Origin of the sequence: Methylobacterium sp. 4-46 (genome assembly GCF_000019365.1) — a bacterium.
Taxonomy (GTDB): Bacteria; Pseudomonadota; Alphaproteobacteria; order Rhizobiales; family Beijerinckiaceae; genus Methylobacterium.
This window is the reverse complement of record NC_010511.1, coordinates 2,762,548-2,785,258: the sequence shown is the minus strand read 5'-3', so window position 1 is coordinate 2,785,258 and position 22,711 is coordinate 2,762,548. Positions and strand designations below refer to the sequence as shown.

Genomic DNA, 22,711 nt, shown 5'->3' with positions numbered 1-22,711 from the left:
TGCTGTTCAGGCAGCAAATATCCGGCTGATCACGGACTTACCATTGAACAAAATATGATCATCATAGTTTATTCCTCCCTGTGGGTGACGATCGGAGTTGGCGGTCGCGATCGTCGTCATCACCAAGTGGACGAAGCCCGGGATTTTTACTAAGTGAAGCTTTCATCTCGTTTTCGCGACCGGCAACGAAAAAACTTCGCCACTCCTTTCAATTTGAAGCTTCACAAGCCGTTTCTTGTTCCAGCTATCTTCTGATTAATGACGTTCTATCATCGACTGTGCTTTGAGTTCGCGCTACGAAGTCGATCGCGACCTGTTACCTCTCGCGCCAAGCTTTCGTGATCTGATCGTGCAGCGGCTTGGTCAGATACGAGAGCACCATGCGCTCGCCGGTCTGGATGAAGCTCTCCACCGGCATGCCCGCCACCAGCTTCAGCCCATCCAGCCGCTCCAGCTCGCCGGCGGCCGGCCGGATCCGCACCGTGTAGAAGCTCGCCCCCGTCTTCTGATCTTGGCTGATGTCCGCCGAGACCACGATCACCTCGCCCTTGAGCTCGGGCGTGGTGCGCTGGTTGAAGGCGGAGAAGCGCAGCACCGCCCGGTGACCGAGCCGGACCTGATCGATGTCCTGCGGCTGGATCCTCGCCTCGACCGTCAGGGCGTCGGAACGCGGCACGATCAGCATCAGCGGCTCGCCCGGGCTGACCACCCCGCCCACCGTGTGGACCGCCAGCTGGTGCACCACCCCGTCCTGCGGCGCCCGGATCTCCACCCGCTTCAACTGGTCCTCGGCCGCGACCCGCTTCTCGACCAGCTCGGCCAGCTTGCCCCGGATCTCCGCCAGCTCCTTGCCCACCTCCGTGCGCAGGTCCTGGTCCACCTGCAGGATCTGCAGCTCGGTCTCGGTCACCTTGCCCTTGGTCTGCGCGATCGCGGACACCAGCGCCCCGCGCTCGCCCTCCAGCCGCGCCGCGTCCCGCTCCAGCGCCGTCACCCGGGTGATCTGGATCAGGTTCTTGGCGAACAGCTCGCGCACGCCCTTCAGCTCCTCGCCGATCAGGCGGATCTCGCGCTGCTTGGCCGTGACCTGGTCGGCCATGCCCTGGATCTGCTCCCGGAGCTGGCCGATGCGCTCCCGCAGCTGCGCCTTCTGGCCCTCGCGGGCCGTGCGCCGGATCGCGAACAGGCGCTCCTCCTCGCCCAGCAGGTCAGTGACCGCCGGCTCGGCCCGGCGCTGGACCAGGTCGGCGGGGAAGCGGACCCCGTCGCGGCCGTCCTGCTCGGCCTTGAGGCGGGCTTGGCGTGCCGTGAACTCGTCCTGGCTCTTGGTGATCACCGCCAGGTTGGCGCGGGTGATGGTCTCGTCCAGGCGCACCAGCACCTCGCCGGCGCGCACCTCCGCCCCGTCGCGCACCCTCAGCTCGCCGACCACGCCGCCGGTGAGGTGCTGCACCTTCTTGACGTTCGTCTCGACCACCAGGGCACCGGGTGCGATCACCGCGCCGGCGAGCTCCGTCGTGGCCGCCCACCCGCCGAGACCGAGGGCGAGCAGGGCGGTCACCGCGCTGCCGCCCAGCATGGCCCGGCGGAGGGAGCGGCTCGTCCGAGGATGTGCGGCGGCCAGCATCAGACGGCTCCTGCTGCCGCGGGCTGGATGAACGCGGGCGCGCTGGCAGGCCTGATCGGCCGCATGATCTGCTCCCTGGGTCCGAAGGCCTGGGCCTGGCCCTGGGACATCACCAGCACATGGTCGAGGGCCGCGAGCGCGCTCGGCCGATGCGCGATGACGATCACGATGCCGCCCCGCTCGCGCACCCCGGCGATGGCCCGCGTGAGCGCCTGCTCGCCCTCGCCGTCGAGGTTGGAGTTCGGCTCGTCGAGCACCACCAGGAACGGCTCGCCGTAGAGGGCGCGGGCCAAGCCGATGCGCTGGCGCTGCCCGCCCGAGAGCGCCATCCCACCCTCGCCGATGCGGGTCTCGTAGCCCTGCGGCAGCCGCACGATCAGCTCGTGCACCCCGGCCTGCTCCGCTGCCCGGATGATCGCCTCGGGGTTCGCACCGGGGTCGAAGCGGGCGATGTTCTGGCCGATGCTGCCCTCGAAGAGCTCGATGTCTTGCGGCAGGTAGCCGATGTGGGGGCCCAGCATCTCGGGCGTCCACTGGTCGAGGCTGGCCCCGTCCAGCCGCACGCTGCCCCGCACCGGCCGCCAGACGCCGACGAGGCCGCGGGCGAGCGACGACTTGCCGGACGCGCTCGGGCCGATGATGCCCAGCCCGCTGCCGGCCGTGAGCGCGAACGAGACGCCGGTCACGACGAGCGATGCAGCCCCGGGCGGCGCGAGGCCGACGCCCTCGACCGAGAGGCTGGCTGCTGGCCTGCGCAGGGCGAGTCTGTCGGCCGGCTCCGGATGAGCGGCCAGCAGCGCGCGCAGCCGCCGCCAGCTCTGGCGAGCGGCCGCGAAGCTCTTCCAGTGCGCGATCACCTGCTCCAGCGGGGCGAGCGCCCGGGCGGAGAGGATGGAGCCAGCGATGATGATACCCGCGCTCGCCTCGCCGTGGATGACGAGGTAGGCACCCAACCCGAGCACGCCCGACTGCAGCATCATGCGGGCGACCTTGGACACGCCCCCGAGACCACCCGCCACATCGCCGGCGCGCTCGTGGCTGTCGAGGTGCTTGCGGTTGATCCCCTCCCAGCCCGCGCCGAGGCGCGGGCTCATGCCCATCGCGGCGATGACCTCGGCGTTGCGGCGGCACACCTCGGCAAGATTGATGCGAGCGGAGGCGTGCTGGGCAGCCTCCTTGACCGGCTTGCGGGTGAGGACCTCGGTGCAGGCGGTGAAGAGCACCAGGACGAGCGCGCCGACCGTGGCGGCGAGCCCGATCAGCGGGTGAAACAGGAAGCAGATGGCGAGGTAGAAGGGCGTCCAGGGGAGGTCGAAGAAGCCGATCGGGCCGCCTCCGGCCAGGAAGCCTCTGACCTGATCGAGGTCGCGCAGGGGCTGCAGGCCGAGAGGGGCCCCGCCGGCTGAGAGCGGCAGGCGAGCGACGAGGGCGAAAACGCGCGGGCTGAGGCGCTCGTCGAGGGAGCGGGCGAGGCGCGAGAGGACGCGACCGCGGAAGAAGTCGAGGGCAGCCTGTCCGGCGTAGAGAGTGGCGGCGAGGGCGGAGAGGGCGATCAGGGTGGGGATGCTGCGGCTCGGGATCACCCGGTCGTAGACCTGCAGCATGTAGAAGGAGCCAGTCAGGTAAAGAACGTTGGCCAAGGCGCTGAACATGACCAGAGCGAACAGCGCTGTGCGGCCTGTGCCAACAGCAGAGATGAGACTCCAATCGCGTTCTGAATGACGATCCGGCGGTCGCACGGCCATCCTCCTGCTCTGATTTCAGTCTATGCTCGTATCTAGCTATATATTATAATTCTATGTAGTAATCGGAGTAATATTTTTAACGTTTTTATATACAGCGTTGCATTACACGACGCAACAATCGCCATCATGTCTGATCGCCATCATGTCTGCTTATGATGAAAGGTTTACCGCCCTGTGCGCTCGCAAGGACTTTCAATCATCACGACTTTGCTATAGCATATCACAATGGCAACGATAGTAATATCATAAAATGATGCTTGAAAGCAAAAATCTCGGGAGTTATACCATCCAGCCTAGTCTTCGACGATAATCAACTTGTCGTTGAACTTGATCTGGGTCTGATCCCACTCTGAGCTTGTGCTTTCAGGCGCATGCATCCGGTGCCGTGTCCGTGTCATGTTGTGGCTCGCGGCGGGCTTGATACCTGAGGCCGTCATCGCCTCCTACAAAGGACATTAGTCCGGCCATCCGACGTCGGAGTTTACCCCGACCTGAGTACTGCGCTTGATCGAGGGGGACACGTCCTCGGTAGTTCGGTGCCGCCACGGCCCGAGCCGGATCCAGCGGGCGAAGGCGCTGTGCAGGGCGGTGAACCGGAGCCTCGCTACGACGACTGGGATTGCCCCAGATCGGTGGCTCTTGCTCACTTTGATATTGGTGGCGAATTCGGCTCGGTTCCTGCGATGAGAGGACGACCGGCGCGGCGCGTTGAGCGACGATGTGGCCCCACGCCAATCAGGAGGGGGGCATGTCGCTCGACGTGAGACGGACGTATGTCGTGCCTGATCAGACGGCGCAGGTGGCGCGGGCGATCTTTCCGAGCGGCAATCCGGTCATGCGCCTCTCCGACGACCTGCATCGCGTCATGGAGGATCACGACTTCGCCGACCTGTTCCCGGCGCGGGGACGACCCGCAGAGGCGCTGGTCCGGCTCGCCCTGGCGACCCTGCTGCAGTTCATGGAAGGGCTGACCGATAGGCAAGCCGCCGACGCGGTCCGCACGCGGATCGACTGGCGACTGTATCGCGGGTCAAGCCTTGGGAGGCGATACGACGGTTTGACCTCTTAGAAACAGGATGGCTGGCCCCGCCCGAGAGGCGTTCCAGCGTCGGGTTGTTCACCGTCGTGTGCGCGTCAAGGCTGGCGCTCCGCGCCATCGCGCGTTGCGCGACAAGGCCTTGACCCGCCCCCGCCGGCGAACGGTCATGAGGCGGAGGGTCGATGCGAGGCATCGACCCTCCGATCAAGCCAGCGATCACGCCAGCGCATGCTGGTGTTGCCCCGTTGTCGCCAGGGGAGCCGTCCCGGACGTCGCCTGACAAGTCACCAGGTCGCTCTGGTCGAAAGTTTTGTTGGCGCGGAGGAGAGCATTCGCCAGGGTCACGACGCGTCGCCCTGTGGCCACGATGGCGAGCTTGGCCGGTTTGCCGGCGTCTCTCATGGCGCGATAGGGTTTTCGGAAAGCGGGACAGGCGCGTGCGGCGACCATGCCGGCCATGTAGAAGGCAGTCCGCAGGCACGGCCGGCCGCCAGCGATGGCATGGCGGCCGGGATGGGCCCCGCTCTGGCTGGGATGAGGAGCCATGCCAGCCAGGCTCGCGGCGGCCTTGCGGTCGAGCCGTCCAAGCTCGGGCATATCGGTGATCAGCACGCCGGCGATGCGCCGGCCGATCCCCGGGATCGAGGTGAGGATGATGCGCTTACGGGCCAAGGCCGGGTCGGCAGCGATGCGCCGGTCGAGCTCGGCTTCAACCTCGGCACAAGTCCGCGTCAGGGCCTCGAGGACGGCCCGGTGGCTGTCGACGATCATCGGATCGAGGGCCTGGGCCAGCCGGGTCTTCTCCATGGCGATCAGCTCGGTGAGCTGGCGCCGGCGCGTCGACAGAGCCTTGAGGGTCACCTGGTCGGCCGTGGGAACCGGGCGCAGAGACTCGCTCATGCGATGAGCAAAGCGGGCGATCAGCGCCGCGTCCAGCCGGTCGGTCTTGGCGATCAGCCCCTCGGCAGTGCGGAAGGCCTTGACCCGTCGCGGATCAATCAGCGCCACCGTGAAGCCGGCGGCAACGAGGGCATGCACGAGAGGCTGAGCGTAAGGACCGATCGCCTCCAGGGCGACGCGAATGACGCCTCGTTGCCGCAAGGCCGCGATCAGGCGCTTGATGCCGGCCGGATTGTTGTCGCAGCGCATCGGCTTGCCGGCAGGATGGAAGCCGAGATCGAGGAAGTGCTTGCCGGCATCGATGCCGGCCACCAGTCCGGGACTGAGCATGGGCGGATCCTGTCCTGTACGCGGGCGTCCGCGCGAGCGGAGCCCCAGCGACTGTTCGGAGGAACGCGACAGGGCATCCGGGATCGTGCCAATCGGCGATCGCGGCACAGGCGTTGCTGAGCTACGCCTGCGTCGGACCGGAAATACCTCAGATCGCCGGACGCCCAAGCCGCACTGAAGCACGGCTCGTCGTCAGGTACAGAAGTACCTGCTGTGCCTGGAACTGGCTGACGCTGGTTTCGACCACACCGTCTTGAGCGAGTTCCGCACGCGCCTTCTCGCGCATGGGGCGGAAAGTCGGCTCTTCGACGCGACGCTCGCACTGGCACGAGGGCGCGGGCTCCTGAAAGGCGGTGGACGTCAGCGCAGCGACTCCACGCACGTCCTTGAAGCGATGCGGACCCTCAGCCGGCTCGAAGTTGTCGGGGAAACACTGCGCCACGCGCTGAACGAACTGGCGACGATCGCGCCCGACTGGCTCCGCACGTGCACGACCCCGACCTGGGTCGAACGCTACGGGCTCCGAGCGAGCGAGTTCCGGCTGCCCAAAAGCCAGGCAGGACGGCAGGCGTGGGCGGTGCAGACTGGGATCGATGGGTTCGCCTTGCTGGCTCTCGCCCCACCCGTCCTGCGTGACGCTGCGGCCCTTGAGACCCTGCGACGGGTCTGGGTGCAGAACTTCCTCCGCGAGGACGGGCCGGAGGGCACCCGTGTCGCATGGCGGACGAACCATCAGCTGCCACCATCGGGTCGATACATCGGCTCGCCGTATGACGGCGAGGCGCGCTCCGCGAGCAAGGGCACGACGGTGTGGAGCGGCTATAAAGTGCATCTGACCGAGACGTGCGACGATGACGCCCCGAACCTGATCACCCACGTCGAGACGACGACCGCCGCGGTCTCGGATGACGCGACGACCTCGACCATCCACGCGACGCTTGCTGCACGGGATCTGCTGCCCAAGATCCACATCGCCGACACCGGCTTCGTGAACGCGGCGCTGTTCGTTGACGCCCAGGCGCGCCACGGGATCGATCTGGTCGGCCCGACGCGGGGTGACCGGCAGTGGCAGGCCCAGGCCGGTGACGGGTTCGCCGCACGGGACTTCGCCATTGACTTCGCTCGGCGGCGGGCGACGTGTCCGGGCGGGAAGGAAAGCCAGAGCTGGACGCCCACGCTCGTCCACGGCACGACACCGGTGATCAAGATCAAGTTCGCGGTCCGCGATTGCCGGGACTGCTCGCTGCGGCCGGACTGCACACGCTCGCGCTCGTCCCGCCGGGCGATCACGATCCGCCCTGAAGCCCAACACGAGGCGTTGCGGGTCAGGCGGGAGCGGGAGAAGACCGCCGACTTCGCAGCCGAGTACGCCCGACGAGCCGGCGTCGAGGGCACGATTGCACAAGGCGTGCGGTCATCTCGGCTGCGGCGAACGCCCGACTTCGGACACGCAAAGACGCACCTGGCTCATCTGATGACGGCAGCGGCGATGAACTTGGTGCGACTACTGCGATGGCTCGCGGACGAACCGAAGGCTCGAACACCAAACTCATCCTTTGCACAGCTGCACTCGCCTGCAGCCTGACTGTGCCGAGCCGAATTCACCACCAATATCACTTTGCGTGGATCACGCGGCGAGGATCATGCGGCGCCTGAGGAGATCGAGGCCTGCTCGTCCGTAGCTTTGGCGCTTGATCAGCTTGAGCCGGGTGACACGCGAGCTGCCTGTCAGCGGCAACCGGATGTCCGCCGGCCGCTCCGGTGTGACGGCCCTCTCGCGGCGGGGCTTGCGGCCCGATCGGATCGGCCTCGTCCGGCGCTCGGCGACGAAGCGATGCACCTGTCGGCTCGTCCCGGGATAGCAGCGCTCCTGGATCTCGCGCCACAGGTCACTGTAGGCGCTACGTTCCTCGGAGTTCCTGTGCTCAGCTGAAAGTGCCCCGCACGATCCCGCGACTCACCGAGCCACACCGCCACGTATGAAGCTTCTTCTCCGCAAGCTGAACGAGAGCGCGCGGTCGGCAGGGCGCTCACTACCCCACGACACACAGGCGGTTCACGGTTACCCGCGCAGCTACCCGGTTCAGCAAATGGACCCTCGTACAGGGCCAAAATCCCGCGTAAGTCATTGGGATATTTGGTGAGCGCGCTGGGACTCGAACCCAGGACCTACAGATTAAAAGTTTGTAGGTCTGAGCGCTCCCACTCTCGCGTGCCAACTTGCTCGCTAAGCAAGCATGAGCGGTAGCCATGCTCATCCAAGCGGCAGACGCGCTGCGCACCCTACCTTGTTAGGTGACAATCTCCGGGGCCGCGGTGGGTACGCCGAGACGCCCGGCCGCAACAGGGAAGATCGAGGGAGCAGAGGTAGTCCAAGCATCCTACCCAGATTCGGATGGCTCCCAAATGCTGACGCCTCGGCCTGAAGCCGGGCCAGGCTCGCGGGCTATAGAGCGCTCCTGAGGCGGTGAGATACAGCTTGGGCAGCCCTGCCCTGCTAGGCGGACGCCCCTTCTCGCGAGCTCTCAAGCCACCATTCGTGTTCCCGATAGGACTCCGTTTTCGTGTTGCATCTGTGTTGCACGGAGCCGCGGCCGCCCGGTTGTAACCCCTTGTAAAATCAAGGGGCGTGTTGAAGCCCATTGCAACACACTCTGGCCAGGGATCGGGCATCAAAAAGCCCGCTAAGTCATTGACCAAGCGGGCTAAACGGGTGGTAGCGGAGGAGGGACTCGAACCCCCGACACAAGGATTATGATTCCTCTGCTCTAACCAGCTGAGCTACTCCGCCGCGGCGGCGCCGGAGGGCTCCAGCGTCGCGGTGGCGCGATATAGGGAGGTCCGGCGCGGCCTGTCAAGGAACCGTCGCGGCTTTCCGAACAGGTCGGCCGCCGCGCCCGGGATCGCCGCCGGGATCCCCGTCCCGGGCGGGTCAGAGGGCGTCGCCGAGGATCTCGGCCACCTGCGGGATGTCCTTGTCGCCCCGGCCCGAGAGGTTGACCACCATCAGGTGGTCGCGCGGCTTCGTCGGCGCGAGTTCGGCCACCTTGGCGAGGGCGTGGGCCGGCTCCAGGGCCGGGATGATGCCCTCCATCAGGGAGCACAGCCGGAAGGCCTCCAGCGTCTCGCTGTCGGTCGCCGACAGGTAGGTCACCCGGCCGACCTCGTGCAGCCACGCGTGCTCCGGGCCGATGCCCGGATAGTCGAGGCCGGCCGAGATCGAGTGCGCGTCCGCGATCTGGCCGTCCTCATTCATCAGCAGGTAGGTGCGGTTGCCGTGCAGCACGCCGGGCTTGCCGCCGGTCAGCGAGGCCGCGTGCAGCCCCGAGGAGACGCCGTGGCCCGCCGCCTCGACCCCGTAGATCTCGATCTCGCGGTCGTCCAGGAAGGGGTGGAACAGGCCCATCGCGTTCGAGCCGCCGCCGATGCAGGCGACCAGGGAATCAGGCAGCCGCCCCTCCTGGGCCAGCATCTGCTCGCGCGTCTCGCGGCCGATCACCGACTGGAAATCCCGCACCATCGCCGGATAGGGGTGCGGGCCCGCCACCGTACCGATGCAGTAGAAGGTGTCGGCGACGTTCGTCACCCAGTCGCGCAGGGCCTCGTTCATCGCGTCCTTGAGGGTGCGGGTGCCCGACTGCACCGGCACCACCTCGGCGCCCAGCATCTTCATGCGGAAGACGTTCGGCTTCTGCCGCTCCACGTCGACCGCGCCCATGTAGACGACGCATTTCAGGCCGAAGCGGGCGCAGAGCGTGGCCGTCGCCACCCCGTGCTGGCCGGCCCCGGTCTCGGCGATGATGCGCGGCTTGCCCATGCGCCGGGCGAGCAGGATCTGGCCCAGCACGTTGTTCACCTTGTGCGAGCCGGTGTGGTTCAGCTCCTCGCGCTTGAAGTAGATCTTGGCGCCGCCGAAATGCGCGGAGAGCCGCTCGGCGAAGTAGAGCGGGCTCGGCCGGCCGACGTAGTGGGTGAGGTAGGCGTTCATCTCGCCCTGGAAGGCCGGGTCGGCCTTGGCTTCCGCGTAGGCCCGCTCCAGTTCGAGGATGTTGGGCATCAGCGTCTCGGCCACGAAGCGGCCGCCGAAGATGCCGAAGCGGCCGCGCTCGTCGGGGCCGGTGCGGAAGGAATTCGGAGTCTGGGGAGCGTTCACGGCTGCCTGTCCTTGGGAGGGCGGGCGGCGCCGGGCTGCCGGTGCGCGCGAACCCGCGCGGCAGCCTTAGGACCAATCCGGCCGGAGGGCAAATTCCCGTGCTGCCGCCACGCCTTCAGTTCTTCGCGAGCGGCCCCCCGGCGGCCCGCGCGGCCGCCACGAAGGCCCGGATCAACTCCGGATCCTTGCGGCCGGGGCCGCGCTCGACGCCCGAGGACACGTCGACCGCCCGCGCCCCCGTCACCGCCAGGGCCTCGCCGACGTTCTGCGGCGTCAGGCCGCCCGAGAGCATGAAGCCCGGCGCGAGGCCCGCCCGCCCGATCAGCGTCCAGTCAAAGGCGTGGCCGTTGCCCCCCGGCAGGGCCGCGCCCAGCGCCGGCTTCGCGTCGAGCAGGATCCGGTCCGCCGCCCCCGCGTAGGCCGACACGGGCGCGAGGTCGTCCAGGGTCGCGACCCCGAGGGCCTTCATCACCGGCCGGCCGCTCCGGGTCCGGATGGCGGCGCTGCGCTCCGGGCTCTCGCGGCCGTGGAGCTGGATCCAGTCAGGATCGAGGGCCGCCGTCACCGCGTCGAGGAGCGCGTCGTCGGGATCGACGAGGAGCACCACGCGCTCCGCCCTCCCCCGCGCCCGCGCCGCCAGGGCCGCGCCGGCCGCGAGGTCGACGTGGCGCGGGCTCCGCGGGAAATGCACGAGGCCGATCAGGTCCGCCCCGGCCGCGAGCGCCGCCTCGAGCGTCTCGGGCGTGCTGAGGCCGCAGATCTTGACGCGGACGGGGGCGGTGGAGGCGCTCATGCGGCTTCTATAGCGCAAGGCCCGGGAAGCCGGTACCGGGTCGTCGCGGATCGGGGCCCGCGCGGAACTTCGGCGGGCGCGACGCGTTACGCGCGTGCGAGGCCCGTCGAGGCTCGCAGCCGCCGCCGGGCGCATGGCCCGCGGCCCTTGGACTCACGTTGCTCATGCCGAGGATGTGATGATGAGGAATGCCGATCTCTCCCCCCTCTCCCGCCTTACGGTCGGGTTCGACCGCCTGTTCGACCTGATGGAGCAGGCCGGCCGCGTCGAGCCGATGAGCGGCTGGCCCCCCTACGACATCGAGAAGCTGGCCGAGGACCGCTACCGCATCACCATGGCGGTGGCCGGGTTCGGCGCCGACGAGATCACCCTGACGCAGTCCGGCCCCGCGCTCCTGGTCAGCGGCCAGCGGGCCGGCTCCGAGGAGGGCCGCGACTTCCTCCACCGGGGGATCGCCGGCCGCAGCTTCCGTCACAGCTTCAGCCTCGCCGACCACGTCACCGTCACGGGCGCCCGCCTGGAACACGGCCTCCTGGCCATCGACCTCGTGCGCGAGGTGCCCGAGACGCTGAAGCCGCGCCGGGTGCCGATCGGGACGGCCGCGCAGGCCCCGGCCGCCCCCCGCGCCGAGGCCGCGTGATGCGGGGCCGCGTGATGCGGGTCCTGGCCGGGCGCGGTCCCGGCCGCCACCGCCGGGAGAGACGCGATGCAGCCTGACCTCGTCCCCATCGAATCCGCGGCGCCGCTGCCCGGTGCCGACCCCGAGGCGATCGTCGCGGCGCCCGGTCTCAGCCTCGCCGAGAAGCGCGCGATCCTGGCGGAGTGGGCCTCCGACGCCCACGCGGTCGAGTCGGATCCCGCCCTGCGCCGGCCGCCCGGATGCGCCGCCCCGGTGTCGATCGACGCGATCCTCGCCGCCCTGCACCGCCTCGACCGCCCGGGCGCTCCCCCACGCCCAGGCGCTCCCGCGCGCCGGGGCGGATCCGGACGGCGGCTGCACTGACGTCCCGCCGGACGCCGGAGCACCCGGCGACCGGCGCCGTCAGGCGGCGCCCGCGCCGGTCCAGCGCCAGACCGCCACCGCCGCGGCGAGGTCCTCGACCGCAGAGCCCACCGACTTGAACGCCGTGACGGCGTCGGGCGAAGCGCGCCCGGGCGCGCTGCCGCGGCAGAGATCCGCGAGGCTGCCCCGCACGGCCCCGGGCGCGATCGCCCCGGAGGCCAGCGCCGCCGCCACGTCCCCGCCCTTGCTGAGGGCGTCCGCGGTGTCGACGTAGATCTCGGCCCGGCGCAGCGCCTCGTCGTCCACCTCGCGCATGCGCGGCGTGAAGGCGCCGACCAGATCCAGATGGGTGCCGGGCGACAGCCACGCCCCACGCACCAGCGGCGCCTCCGAGAGGGTGGCGCAGGAGATGAGGTCGGCCGCCCGCGCCGCCGCCTCCAGATCCTCGACGGCGCGCGCCGGCAGCCCCTCGGCGGCGAGGTCCGCCGCGAGGCGCAGGGCCGGCTCGGGACGGCGGTTCCAGACCGCCACGTCGCGGATCGGGCGCACGGCCGCGTGCGCGCGGACCAGGAAGGGGGCGAGCGCCCCGGCTCCCACCATGAGCAGCCGGGCGGCGTCCGGGCGGGCGAGGTGGCGGGCGGCGAGGGCCGAGGCGCCGGCCGTGCGCCACAGGGTCAGGCGCGGCGCGTCGATCGCCGCCAGGGTGAGCCCCGTCGCGCGCTCGCTCAGCAGCAGCCCGCCCTGGATGGTGGCGAGGCCGCGGGCGGCGTTGTCCGGGTGCAGCGTCAGCACCTTCACGGCGATGTGCCGGTCGTCCCAGGCCGGCATCAGCAGCAGGGTCGCGGGCTCCGCGCCCCGCGCCCCCGCCAGGCCGTGGAGGTGGCGCGGCGGCGCCGCCGCGTCCGACCGGAACGCCTCCTCCAGCGCAGCGACGATGCGGGCGGGCGTGAGGGCCGCGTCGATGTCGGCCGCGGAGATCAGCCGCATGGCCGCCGCGCGCTCAGGCGCGGGACGCGGGCGCCGGCAGGGCGGCGGGGCGCTCGGCGGCGCGGCGCAGCCGCTCGGCCTCCTGGCGCAGGCGCTCGACCTCGCGGCCCTTCGCGCGCCGGTCGCGCCGGACCTTGCCCTCGCCGAGCCACGCCCCGCAGCCGCCGATCAGGATGCCGAGGGCGACCGCCGCGAAGACCAGGGCGTAGAGGGGCACCGTCAGGCTGAAGGCCGGCGTCTCCGGCGAGAAGGGATCGAAGGACAGCGTCACGGCCTGCCGGTTCGCCACCGCGAGCAGCACGACCACGACGGCAACGGGAAGCAGGAGCAGGCCCTTGAGGAAGCGGATCATCGGTCAGCCCGGGTTGGAGGAGGGGCGCAACGGAACATCAGGTCAGGACACTTCCGCCGGTTCGCGCGTCTCCGCGCCGATCCCGGCGGCGTTCAGGCGCAGCCGCATCTCCTTGCCGGTCTTGAAGACCGGGATCGCCTTCTCGGCGACGGCCACCGCCGCGCCGGTGCGCGGGTTGCGGCCCCGCCGCGCCTCGCGGCGCTTGACCGAGAAGGCGCCGAAGCCGCGCAGCTCCACCCGGTCGCCGCGGGCCAGCGCGTCGGCGATCGTGTCGAGGATCGCGTTGACGATGCTCTCGACGTCCCTCTGATAGAGGTGCGGGTTCTGCTCGGCGATCTTGAGGACGAGCTCGGACTTGATCATCGGGAATAGGGCCTCGCGCGCATCTCGACGTGGCACCCCGCCCCACCGGGCCGGGGCGGACCAGCGGGGTGTCAGGGCGTCGGCGCCGCGCCGGGCCGCCACACGGCGAGCAAGCCCCCCTGGGCCAGGGCGGCGGCCTCCCCGGAGGTCCGCCGCAGCCCCGCCGCCACGTCCTCCAGGCCCAGGAGCGAGGCAGCGGAGAGCAGGTCGAAGCTGCGGTCGCTGCGCGGCTTCCAATCGCGGATCGGCAGGTCCTTCGTCACGTGCCGCTCGCGCTCGAGCCAGGCGACCGCCTGCTTCTCGTTGCCGGTCTCGTCCACGAGCTTGAGCGCCACGCCCTGGCGGCCGCTGAACACCCGGCCGTCCGACACGGCGGCGAGCTCGGCCTCGGACATCCTGCGCCGCTCGGCGACGAGGTTCTTGAACCACGCGTAGGTGTCGCCCACGATCGCCTGCAGCGCCGCCCGCGCCTCTGGCGAGGTCGGGTGGAAGCCGCTCGGCTCCGCCTTGAGGGGCGAGGACTTCACCTCCTCGACCCGCACCCCGACCTTGTCGAGGAGGCCCGAGAGGTCGGGGTACTGGAACAGCACGCCGATCGAGCCGACGAGCGAGGTCTCCCGCGCCACGATGTGATCGGCGGCGAGCGCCGTGATGTAGGCGCCCGAGGCCGCCGTCCCGTCCACGAAGGCCACGACCGGCTTCTTCTCGGCGAGCTGGCGCAGGTTGCGGAAGAGCTCCTCGGAGCCCGTCGTGGTGCCGCCCGGCGAGTTGATCGACACGATCACCCCCGACACCGCGGAGGAATCGCCCACGCGCTTCATCAGGTCGCGGGTCTTGTCGCTGCCGGCGATGAAGCCGTCGACGGTGATTCGGGCGATCTGCGGGGTGATGGCCGGGAAGGGGCCGCGGCTCCCGGCGGCCCGCAGGCCGATCGCCCCCACGGCGACGATCAGGGCTCCGATGCCGACCACGCGCCAGAACGAGAGCTTCCGGCGCAAGGCGCGTCGGTCGAGGAGGAGTTCGGCATCGATGGCCATGCGGCGCCCGTTTCCTTCGTCACACACTCGCGAGGCGCGGTCCCGACCGGCGGCCCGGGTGCCGGGCCCCGTCCGGTACCCGACTCCTCGGGCCAAGTCCTTGGTGGGCCTCGCTCCGCGGCGCAGTTCTACCCCCGCCCGTCGCGCAGCGGCAAGAGCGGGAGCGACGGGAAATCGGGGCGGCGCCCGAATTCCGGGCGCGTCCGCGCCGGCCGGCGGGACGCGGCGCCGGGATCGGGTCGGACGTCGCGCCGCAGGGCGCATGCGCGGTTGGAATGCGCATCGGGCGCGCGCCGCCGAGGATCCCCCTCGCGAGGCGCGCGGGCCGTGTGCGGTGGGCGGCCGCGACGGCGGGCGCATGCACGGCAAGGTTGCAGCAACCTCCGGACGGAACGCGCGGCCGTGGCGCGCGCTCACCGTCGCTCCGCTGTATAGGAGAGGTATAGGTCCGCCCTGAGGCCGCCCTGCCATAGCAATCAGCCGGGTCCGGCGCGCGCCCGCGCTGTTGTGCCGGCTGACTCCACGCTTCGACGACCGTCGTGCGGGGCGGATGGTCGGATGCTGCCGGTGCGCGGGTCGCGCCCGCGCAGCAACCGTGCCGAGTCGCGCGGCCCGGTTGCTGTTGTACGTATTTTGTTCTAGCACGCGGGTTGGCGGGCGGCGCATCCGCTCCCATCTTCGCCGACGAACGGCCGGTCCGGACCCTGCCGGCGCCGGTCCGACGCTCCCCTTCCCGGCTGCGCTGCGAGCCTCCGCATGGCTTCTCTCGACACGTTTTTCGACCGTGCGGCGGAGGGCCGCGTCATCGCGGTGCGCGGCGCCCGCGAGCACAACCTCAAGAACGTCGACCTCGTCATCCCGCGCGACAAGCTCGTCGTCTTCACCGGGCTGTCGGGCTCGGGCAAGTCCTCGCTCGCCTTCGACACCATCTACGCCGAGGGGCAGCGCCGCTACGTCGAGTCGCTCTCGGCCTATGCCCGCCAGTTCCTGGAGATGATGGCCAAGCCCGACGTCGACCAGATCGACGGCCTGTCGCCCGCCATCTCGATCGAGCAGAAGACGACCTCGAAGAACCCGCGCTCGACGGTCGGCACCGTGACGGAGATCTACGACTACATGCGCCTGCTGTGGGCGCGGGCCGGGATCCCCTACTCGCCCGCGACCGGGCTGCCGATCGAGAGCCAGACCGTGTCGCAGATGGTCGACCGGGTGCTGGCCCTGCCGGAGAAGACCCGCGCCTACCTGCTGGCGCCGGTGGTGCGCGGGCGCAAGGGCGAGTACCGCAAGGAGATCGCCGAGTTCCAGCAGAAGGGCTTCCAGCGCCTGCGCGTCGACGGCGAATACTACCCGATCGACGACGTGCCCCGGCTCGACAAGAAGCTCAAGCACGACATCGACGTGGTGGTCGACCGGATCGTGGTGCGGCCCGACATGGCCGCCCGCCTGGCCGATTCCTTCGAGACGGCGCTCGATCTCGCGGACGGGATCGCGGTGATCGAACTCGCCGACGCGCCCGAGGGCGGCGCGCCGGAGCGGATCGTGTTCTCGTCGCGCTTCGCCTGCCCGGTCTCCGGCTTCACCATCCCGGAGATCGAGCCGCGGCTGTTCTCGTTCAACAACCCGTTCGGCGCCTGCCCGACCTGCGGCGGCATCGGCCACGAGATGCGCATCGACCCGATCTTGGTCATCGCCGACGAGGCGCTGAGCCTGGAGCGCGGCGCCATCGCGCCCTGGGCGAAGTCGACCTCGCCCTATTACGGCCAGACCCTGGAGGCCCTCGCCCGCCATTACCGGTTCCGCACCGACGTGCCCTGGGCGAAGCTGACGGAGGCGGCGCGGCAGGTCGTGCTGTTCGGCTCCGACGGGGACCCGATCCGCTTCTCCTACAACGACGGGCTGCGCGCCTACGACGTGATGAAGCCCTTCGAGGGCGTGGTGCCCAACCTGGAGCGGCGCTACCGGGAGACCGAGAGCGATCAGGCCCGCGAGGACATCGCCCGCTTCATGGCCGAGACGCCGTGCCAGGCCTGCGGCGGCAAGCGTCTGAAGCCCGAGGCCCTGGCCGTGAAGGTGGCGATGCGCGACATCGCCGAGGTGGCGCGGCTCTCGGTGCGCGACGCCCACGGCTGGTTCACGGACCTCCCGGCGCAGCTCACCCCGAAGCAGAACGAGATCGCCGCGCGCATCCTCAAGGAGATCCGCGACCGGCTCACCTTCCTGGTCGATGTCGGGCTCGAATACCTGACGCTCGCCCGCGGCTCGGGCTCGCTGTCGGGCGGCGAGAGCCAGCGCATCCGCCTCGCCTCGCAGATCGGCTCGGGCCTCACGGGCGTGCTCTACGTGCTCGACGAGCCCTCGATCGGCCTGCACCAGCGCGACAACGAGCGCCTGCTCGGCACCCTGAAGCGCCTGCGCGACCTCGGCAATTCGGTGATCGTGGTCGAGCACGACGAGGACGCGATCCTGCAGGCCGACTACGTCGTCGATGTCGGGCCGGGGGCCGGCATCCATGGCGGGCAGATCGTCGCCAAGGGCACGCCCCAGCAGCTCCTCGCCGACCCGAATTCGCTCACCGCCAAGTACCTGACGGGGGAGCTCGCGGTGCGGATGCCGGCGGCCCGGCGCAAGATCCGCAAGGACCGCATGCTGCGCCTCGTCGGCGCGCGCGGCAACAACCTCAAGGACGTGACGGCGGAGTTTCCCCTCGGCACCTTCACCTGCGTGACGGGCGTGTCGGGGGGCGGCAAGTCCACCCTCGTCATCGACACGCTCTACAAGGCGGTGGCGCGCAAGCTCAACGGCGCGGTCGAGCATCCGGCGCCCTTCGAGCGGATCGAGAGCCTCGAATTCCTCGACAAGGTCATCGACATCGACCAGTCGCCGATCGGCCGCACGCCGCGCTCCAACCCGGCGACCTATATCGGCGCCTTCACGCCGATCCGCGACTGGTTCGCCGGCCTGCCCGAGGCCAAGGCCCGCGGCTACCAGCCGGGGCGGTTCTCGTTCAACGTCAAGGGCGGGCGCTGCGAGGCCTGCTCGGGCGACGGCGTCATCAAGATCGAGATGCACTTCCTGCCGGACGTCTACGTGACCTGCGACGTCTGCAAGGGCAAGCGCTACGATCGCGAGACCCTGGAGGTGAAGTACCGCGAGCGCTCGATCGCGGACGTCCTCGACATGACCGTCGAGGAGGCGGCGGAGCTGTTCAAGGCCGTGCCGGCGATCCGCGACAAGCTCGAGACCCTGGCCCGGGTCGGGCTGGGCTACGTCCATGTCGGCCAGCAGGCGACCACCCTCTCGGGCGGCGAGGCGCAGCGCGTGAAGCTCTCGAAGGAGCTCTCCAAGCGCGCCACCGGCCGCACGCTCTACATCCTCGACGAGCCGACCACCGGCCTGCATTTCCACGACGTCGCCAAGCTCATGGAGGTGCTCCACGAGCTCGTGGACCAGGGCAACACGGTCGTGGTCATCGAGCACAACCTGGAGGTGATCAAGACCGCCGACTGGGTGATCGACATGGGCCCGGAGGGCGGCGACGGCGGCGGCACGATCGTGGCCCAGGGCACGCCGGAGGCGATCGCGCGGGCGAAGGCCAGCCATACCGGCCGCTTCCTGCGCGAGGTGCTGGCGCGGCGCCCCGCCCGGCCGGGCAAGCAGGCGGCGGAATAGGGGCGGCCCGCCCGAAGGGAGCGCGGAAGCCGCGAGCGCGGAGCTCGGGAGGCGGCGCGGGCCCGCGCGCGGATGCGTGCGGCCGTGCGGCCCGGTGTGGCACATCTGCCGAGCCCGGGCCGGCGCGGGGCCGCGTCCGCGCGGCCCGGGTCGCTCCGGGCCGGCCGCGCACGCCCGGGGCCGCGAAAACGACCGCAAATGCCCGCGACTTCGACCAAAGGACAGGCCGCGTCAGCCGCAAGCCGGGCTTTCTCGATCAATTGGGTTTGCGGCGCTGCTAGTCGATGCACGCCCCGCCTGTGACCGAATTGCGACTTTTGCGCAACGGTTCGAGCGCAACTGCCTTCAGGCCGGGCATTCCGCTGGCGTTCCGAGCGTGGCTGTACAAAAATCAAATCGTTCAGACTGTGTCGGGGCTGGAAGGGGCGCTCGAGACGGCGACGGCCGAAGCCTGTAGCAAAAGCAGGCGGTGTCCTTGTCAGTCGAGAGAAGAGCTAAGGGCCAGCCTGCACCGGCGGGAAGGAAACTTTAGATGGTCAAGCAATGGCTCGCCGCGGGGGCGGCTGCTCTCTCTCTGGGCTTCACGGCGACGGGCGCGTTCGCACAGACGACGACGGTGCCGGGTGAGCAGGTGGGTCTGGCGGTCGGTGCTCCGCTGCCGGAAGGTGTCTACGCGATCAACACGTTCCTGTACCGCCAAACGCCCGACAACGGCCCCGGCGCGCTGCCGGTCGACGTCGGTGTCAACATCCCGGTCCTGGTCTGGTCGACCCCGGTCGTCCTCGGCGGCGGCCGCGTCGAACTCGCCCTCGCCCCGCCGACCGTCTTCGCCTTCGGCAAGAACGGTGGTCCGGCCGGCATCCGCGACCTGTCGATCAACGTCGGCACGTTCATCGGCGCGATCTGGGCCTTCGACCTCGGCAACAACTTCGGCGTCAGCTTGCTCGGTGGTACCTACCTGAACGAGCTGAACGGCGACCGCGGCGTGCTCGTCACCAATGCCGGCACCTTCGCGGGTGCGCCGGTTCTCGGCCAGCTCGCCTCGAACACCTACCGGTTCGGCATCGCGGGCAGCTACACCGGCGACGGCTGGAACCTGACCGCCAACCTGACGGCAAACATCTACGACTCGCCGGCCAAGTTCCCGGGCCTCGCCGGCCCGACCCGCGGCCCGTTCATCATCTCCGACTCGCTGAACCTCGACCTCACGGCGACGAAGAAGTTCGGCAAGTTCGAGATCGGTGCGATCGGCTACGGCACCTACAACTTCGACACGCGGGCGGTCAGCCTCGCGGCCGGCAACCGGGGCCGCTTCGCCCTCGGCGGCCTCGTCGGCTACGATTTCGGCTTCGCCACGGCGCAGGTCTACGTCGCCCGCGACGTCGTGACGGACGTGCCGCGCGCCGAGAACACCGAGGTGTGGGGCCGCATCATCGTGCCGCTCTACACGGCGGCCGCGGCTCCGGCGCCCGCCCCGGCGCCGATCATCCGCAAGTACTGATCCGGCGGCCGGCGCCCGGCGCCGGCTCACCCTCTCGCGACCGCCCGGCCCCGTGCCGGGCGGTTTCGTTTTGCCGGTACCTCGCGCCGGGTGTTTCGTGTCGCCGGCGCCTCGCGCCGGGTGTTTCGTTTCGCCGGCGCCTCGCGCCGGCCGGCTCGGGTGTTGCTTTGCGGGCCGCGACCTATTTCGGCTGGACGGCGGGCCGACCACGCGCGCCGGTGAGGAGGTGGCGGAATGGCGCCGTCCGGCGACTGGAAAATTCCCCTCGCGGCGCAGCCGCGGCCGGCCGATTACGCGTTCGACCTCGACCGGGCGCTCGCCGCGGTGCTGTCGCTCTCGGCCCGCGTGCCGGAGGGCGCCTTCACGGCCGACGCGCTCGGCACGGAGCGGGCCGGCAACGGCGTGCTGATCGGGGCGGACGGCCTCGTCCTCACCATCGGCTACCTCATCACCGAGGCCGAATCGGTCTGGCTGACGACGCAGGACGGCCGCAGCGTGCCGGGCCACGTGGTCGGCTTCGACGCGGTCACGGGCTTCGGCCTGGTTCAGGCGCTCGGCCGCCTCGACTGCCCCGTCCTGCCGCTCGGCCGCTCGGCCGCGCTGCAGGTCGGCCAGGGCGCGATCTTCGCCGGGACGGGCGGGCGGTCCCGCGCGGTGGCCGCCAAGGTCGTGGCCCGCCAGAGCTTCGCGGGCTACTGGGAATACGTCCTGGACGACGCGATCTTCACGGCACCCTCCCACCCCCACTGGGGCGGGGCCGGGCTGATCGGCCCGAACGGCGACCTCCTCGGCATCGGCTCGCTGCAATTGCAGCAGGGCGGCAGCGAGGCGCGGGCCCTCAACATGGCGGTGCCGATCGACCTGCTCACGCCGATCCTCGACGACCTGACCAGCCGGGGCCGGGTGGCGCGCCCGCCGCGCCCCTGGCTCGGCCTCTACGCCACCGAGATCGACGACGAGGTCGTCGTGATGGGCCTCGCCAAGAGCGGGCCCGCCGCCGCGGCCGACCTGCGCTCCGGCGACACCGTCCTGGACGTGGCGGGCGCGCCCGTGCCGGATCTCGGCGGCTTCTTCCGCCAGGTCTGGGCCCTCGGCGAGGCCGGGGTGGCGGTGCCGCTCACCGTCCGGCGCGACGGCCGCACCCTCGCCGTCACCGTGCAGTCGGCCGACCGCGAGCGCTTCCTGCTCGCGCCCCGCTTCCACTGAGGGCGATCCGGCTCCCCTGATCTTTGCCTGCCCTTCGCACGTGCAGCATGGCGTGGCCGCGGCCGCACGGCTGCCTGTTCTGCGCGCAGCGCAGAGGGTTGACGATTTCCTACTCTGCGCATTCCGAGGGTGCATGCCTGACCTACGGTCCCGCGACTCCTCAGGCGGGGCCGCTTCCCCATATGGTGCGTTGCAACAGAATTAGGCGCCGATGCCGCCACGGGCGGCAGGAGCTGCCCACCAAGGGGTCAACCACCATGTTCGTGTCCGTCATCCTCAGCAAGATCCGCGCGTACCTGCGCTACCGCGAGACCGTCGTCGAACTGTCCCGCCTGACCGACCGCGAGCTCGACGATCTCGGCATCAGCCGCTCGGACATCGTCGGCATCGCGCGCACGCACGCGGCCTGATCGCCTCGCAGCTCCGACACCGACGCGCCTTCGGCCGTCCCGCGCCCGCCCCTCCGGCGGGCGTTCGCATGTCTGCCCTGCCCCGCCGGCGGTGCCGCGTTGATTCGGGACCGGCGGATCCGATATGCCGGGGCATGTCCGGATCCTCCCCCATCCACGTCGTCGGCGGCGGCCTCGCCGGCTCCGAAGCCGCCTGGCAGATCGCCGAGGCCGGCCTCCCGGTCGTGCTGCACGAGATGCGGCCCCTGCGGGCGACCGAGGCGCACCGCACGGACGGCCTCGCCGAACTCGTCTGCTCCAACTCCTTCCGCTCCGACGACGCGGCGCTGAACGCGGTCGGGCTGCTGCACCAGGAGATGCGCCGCCTGGGCTCGCTGATCATGCGGGCCGGGGACGCGAACCAGGTGCCGGCCGGGGGCGCGCTGGCGGTCGACCGCGAGGGCTTCTCCCGGGCGGTGACGCGGGCGCTCGAAGCCCATCCGCTGGTCACGATCGCCCGCGAGGAGATCGACGGGCTCCCGCCCGCCTCCTGGGACAGCGTGATCGTGGCGACCGGCCCGCTCACGGCGCCCGGCCTCGCCGAGGCGATCCGCGGCCTGACCGGTGCCGAGTCCCTCGCCTTCTTCGACGCGATCGCGCCGATCGTGCACCGCGAGTCGATCGACATGGGCGTGGCGTGGTTCCAGTCGCGCTACGACAAGGCCGGGCCGGGCGGCACGGGCGCCGACTACATCAACTGCCCGATGGACCGGGCGCAGTACGAGGCCTTCGTGGCGGCCCTGCGCGCGGGCGAGACCACCTCCTTCAAGGAGTGGGAGGCCTCGACGCCCTATTTCGACGGCTGCCTGCCGGTCGAGGTGATGGCCGAGCGCGGGCCCGAGACCCTGCGCCACGGGCCGATGAAGCCCTTCGGCCTGACCAACCCGCACAATCCGACCGTGAAGGCCTACGCCATCGTGCAGCTGCGCCAGGACAACGCGCTCGGCACGCTCTACAACATGGTCGGGTTCCAGACGAAGCTGCGCCACGCCGAGCAGGTGCGGATCTTCCGCACCATCCCGGGCCTGGAGAGGGCCGAGTTCGCCCGGCTCGGCGGCCTGCACCGCAACACCTACCTCGATTCGCCGCGGCTCCTCGACGCGACGCTGCGCCTGAAGGCCGCGCCGCGCCTGCGCTTCGCCGGCCAGATCACCGGCTGCGAGGGCTACGTCGAGAGCGCGGCGGTGGGGCTGATGGCGGGCCGCTACGCCGCGGCCGAGCGCCGGGGCCGCGCCCTCGCCCCCCTGCCCCCGACGACGGCGCTCGGCGCCCTGATCGCCCACATCACGGGCGGGCACGTCAGCGCCGAGGAGGTCGGGGCGCCGCGCTCGTTCCAGCCGATGAACGTCAATTTCGGCCTCTTCCCGCCCCTCGACCACGCCCCGAAGGCGCCGGACGGCCGCCGCCTGCGCGGGCCCGAGAAGGCGCAGGCCAAGAAGCGCGCGCTGACCGACCGGGCCCGGGCCGACCTCGCCGCGTGGCTCGGCGAGCCGGGCCTGCCCGCCGCGGCGGAATAGGGGCCGGGTCCGGGCCGGGGCCGATCGGCGGCGTCCCATA

General features: G+C 70.5%; 17 protein-coding genes, 1 tRNA gene and 2 pseudogenes. 9 read left to right on the top strand and 11 right to left on the bottom strand.

Going from position 1 to position 22,711, the window contains the following annotated elements; all coding sequences use genetic code 11:
* Nucleotides 1-316 precede the first annotated feature (316 nt).
* Nucleotides 317-1,627: an HlyD family type I secretion periplasmic adaptor subunit gene (locus M446_RS11990; protein WP_043701147.1), complete on the bottom strand. Its 1,311-nt coding sequence runs from the start codon at nt 1,625-1,627 to the stop codon at nt 317-319.
* Entirely contained in the window at nt 1,627-3,372 is a 1,746-nt protein-coding gene (locus tag M446_RS11985) for a type I secretion system permease/ATPase (protein WP_012332369.1), read from the bottom strand. Before M446_RS11985 ends, M446_RS11990 begins: the two co-directional genes overlap by 1 nt.
* 748 nt (nt 3,373-4,120) lie before the next feature.
* On the opposite strand from M446_RS11985, the pseudogene M446_RS11980 reads away from it, so the two are divergent.
* Nucleotides 4,121-4,390: pseudogene (locus tag M446_RS11980) on the top strand (transposase); the annotation flags it as partial.
* Nucleotides 4,391-4,627: 237 nt separating this feature from the next.
* Here the strand turns inward: M446_RS11980 and M446_RS11975 are convergent.
* A complete protein-coding gene (locus M446_RS11975) occupies nt 4,628-5,641 on the bottom strand; it encodes an IS110-like element ISMtsp9 family transposase (RefSeq protein WP_012332367.1) in 1,014 nt (337 codons plus the stop codon).
* A gap of 202 nt (nt 5,642-5,843) precedes the next feature.
* Here M446_RS11975 and M446_RS34195 point away from each other — a divergent pair.
* Nucleotides 5,844-7,226 (top strand): annotated as a pseudogene (locus M446_RS34195) (IS1182-like element ISMtsp10 family transposase); the annotation flags it as partial.
* A 42-nt stretch (nt 7,227-7,268) separates the two neighbouring features.
* Here the strand turns inward: M446_RS34195 and M446_RS11965 are convergent.
* From M446_RS11965 to M446_RS11945, 4 genes are all read right to left on the bottom strand, one after another.
* Nucleotides 7,269-7,481, bottom strand: a complete 213-nt coding sequence (locus M446_RS11965) for a hypothetical protein (RefSeq protein WP_043701145.1) — start codon at nt 7,479-7,481, stop codon at nt 7,269-7,271.
* Between the two features lie 874 nt (nt 7,482-8,355).
* Nucleotides 8,356-8,432 (bottom strand) — tRNA-Met (locus M446_RS11955).
* Nucleotides 8,433-8,573: 141 nt separating this feature from the next.
* Nucleotides 8,574-9,794, bottom strand: a complete 1,221-nt coding sequence (gene trpB / locus M446_RS11950) for a tryptophan synthase subunit beta (protein ID WP_012332366.1) — start codon at nt 9,792-9,794, stop codon at nt 8,574-8,576.
* A 115-nt stretch (nt 9,795-9,909) separates the two neighbouring features.
* Nucleotides 9,910-10,587, bottom strand: coding sequence for a phosphoribosylanthranilate isomerase (locus M446_RS11945; protein ID WP_012332365.1), 678 nt, complete (start codon nt 10,585-10,587; stop codon nt 9,910-9,912).
* Nucleotides 10,588-10,768: 181 nt separating this feature from the next.
* Between M446_RS11945 and M446_RS11940 the strand changes: the two genes are divergently transcribed.
* Together M446_RS11940 and M446_RS11935 are read left to right on the top strand one after the other, a co-directional pair.
* A complete protein-coding gene (locus M446_RS11940; RefSeq protein WP_043701142.1) occupies nt 10,769-11,227 on the top strand; it encodes an Hsp20 family protein in 459 nt (152 codons plus the stop codon).
* A gap of 66 nt (nt 11,228-11,293) precedes the next feature.
* Entirely contained in the window at nt 11,294-11,590 is a 297-nt protein-coding gene (locus M446_RS11935; RefSeq protein ID WP_012332363.1) for a hypothetical protein, read from the top strand.
* Nucleotides 11,591-11,629: 39 nt separating this feature from the next.
* Here the strand turns inward: M446_RS11935 and M446_RS11930 are convergent, their stop codons facing one another.
* From M446_RS11930 to sppA, 4 genes are all read right to left on the bottom strand, one after another.
* Nucleotides 11,630-12,577 (bottom strand): ornithine cyclodeaminase family protein, encoded by a 948-nt coding sequence (locus tag M446_RS11930; protein ID WP_012332362.1) that lies wholly within the window; start codon nt 12,575-12,577, stop codon nt 11,630-11,632.
* A gap of 13 nt (nt 12,578-12,590) precedes the next feature.
* Complete coding sequence (locus M446_RS11925; protein ID WP_012332361.1) at nt 12,591-12,929, bottom strand: LapA family protein; 339 nt, start codon at nt 12,927-12,929, stop codon at nt 12,591-12,593.
* A gap of 42 nt (nt 12,930-12,971) precedes the next feature.
* The gene (ihfB, locus tag M446_RS11920; RefSeq protein ID WP_012332360.1) at nt 12,972-13,292 is read right to left on the bottom strand and encodes an integration host factor subunit beta; all 321 of its coding nucleotides are present in this window, start codon (nt 13,290-13,292) and stop codon (nt 12,972-12,974) included.
* A gap of 71 nt (nt 13,293-13,363) precedes the next feature.
* A complete protein-coding gene (gene sppA, locus M446_RS11915; protein ID WP_012332359.1) occupies nt 13,364-14,329 on the bottom strand; it encodes a signal peptide peptidase SppA in 966 nt (321 codons plus the stop codon).
* Between the two features lie 756 nt (nt 14,330-15,085).
* On the opposite strand from sppA, the gene uvrA reads away from it, so the two are divergent.
* The 5 genes from uvrA to trmFO all read left to right on the top strand — a co-directional run bounded on the left by uvrA (nt 15,086) and on the right by trmFO (nt 22,671).
* Nucleotides 15,086-17,998 (top strand): excinuclease ABC subunit UvrA, encoded by a 2,913-nt coding sequence (gene uvrA / locus M446_RS11910; protein WP_012332358.1) that lies wholly within the window; start codon nt 15,086-15,088, stop codon nt 17,996-17,998.
* A gap of 532 nt (nt 17,999-18,530) precedes the next feature.
* Nucleotides 18,531-19,499, top strand: coding sequence for a transporter (locus M446_RS11905; RefSeq protein WP_012332357.1), 969 nt, complete (start codon nt 18,531-18,533; stop codon nt 19,497-19,499).
* Nucleotides 19,500-19,733: 234 nt separating this feature from the next.
* On the top strand, nt 19,734-20,705 hold the full coding sequence (locus M446_RS11900) for a S1C family serine protease (RefSeq protein WP_012332356.1): 972 nt from the start codon (nt 19,734-19,736) through the stop codon (nt 20,703-20,705).
* Between the two features lie 257 nt (nt 20,706-20,962).
* Entirely contained in the window at nt 20,963-21,115 is a 153-nt protein-coding gene (locus tag M446_RS35160) for a DUF1127 domain-containing protein (protein WP_083784665.1), read from the top strand.
* Between the two features lie 134 nt (nt 21,116-21,249).
* A complete protein-coding gene (gene trmFO, locus M446_RS11895) occupies nt 21,250-22,671 on the top strand; it encodes a methylenetetrahydrofolate--tRNA-(uracil(54)-C(5))-methyltransferase (FADH(2)-oxidizing) TrmFO (protein WP_012332354.1) in 1,422 nt (473 codons plus the stop codon).
* Nucleotides 22,672-22,711: the final 40 nt, after the last annotated feature.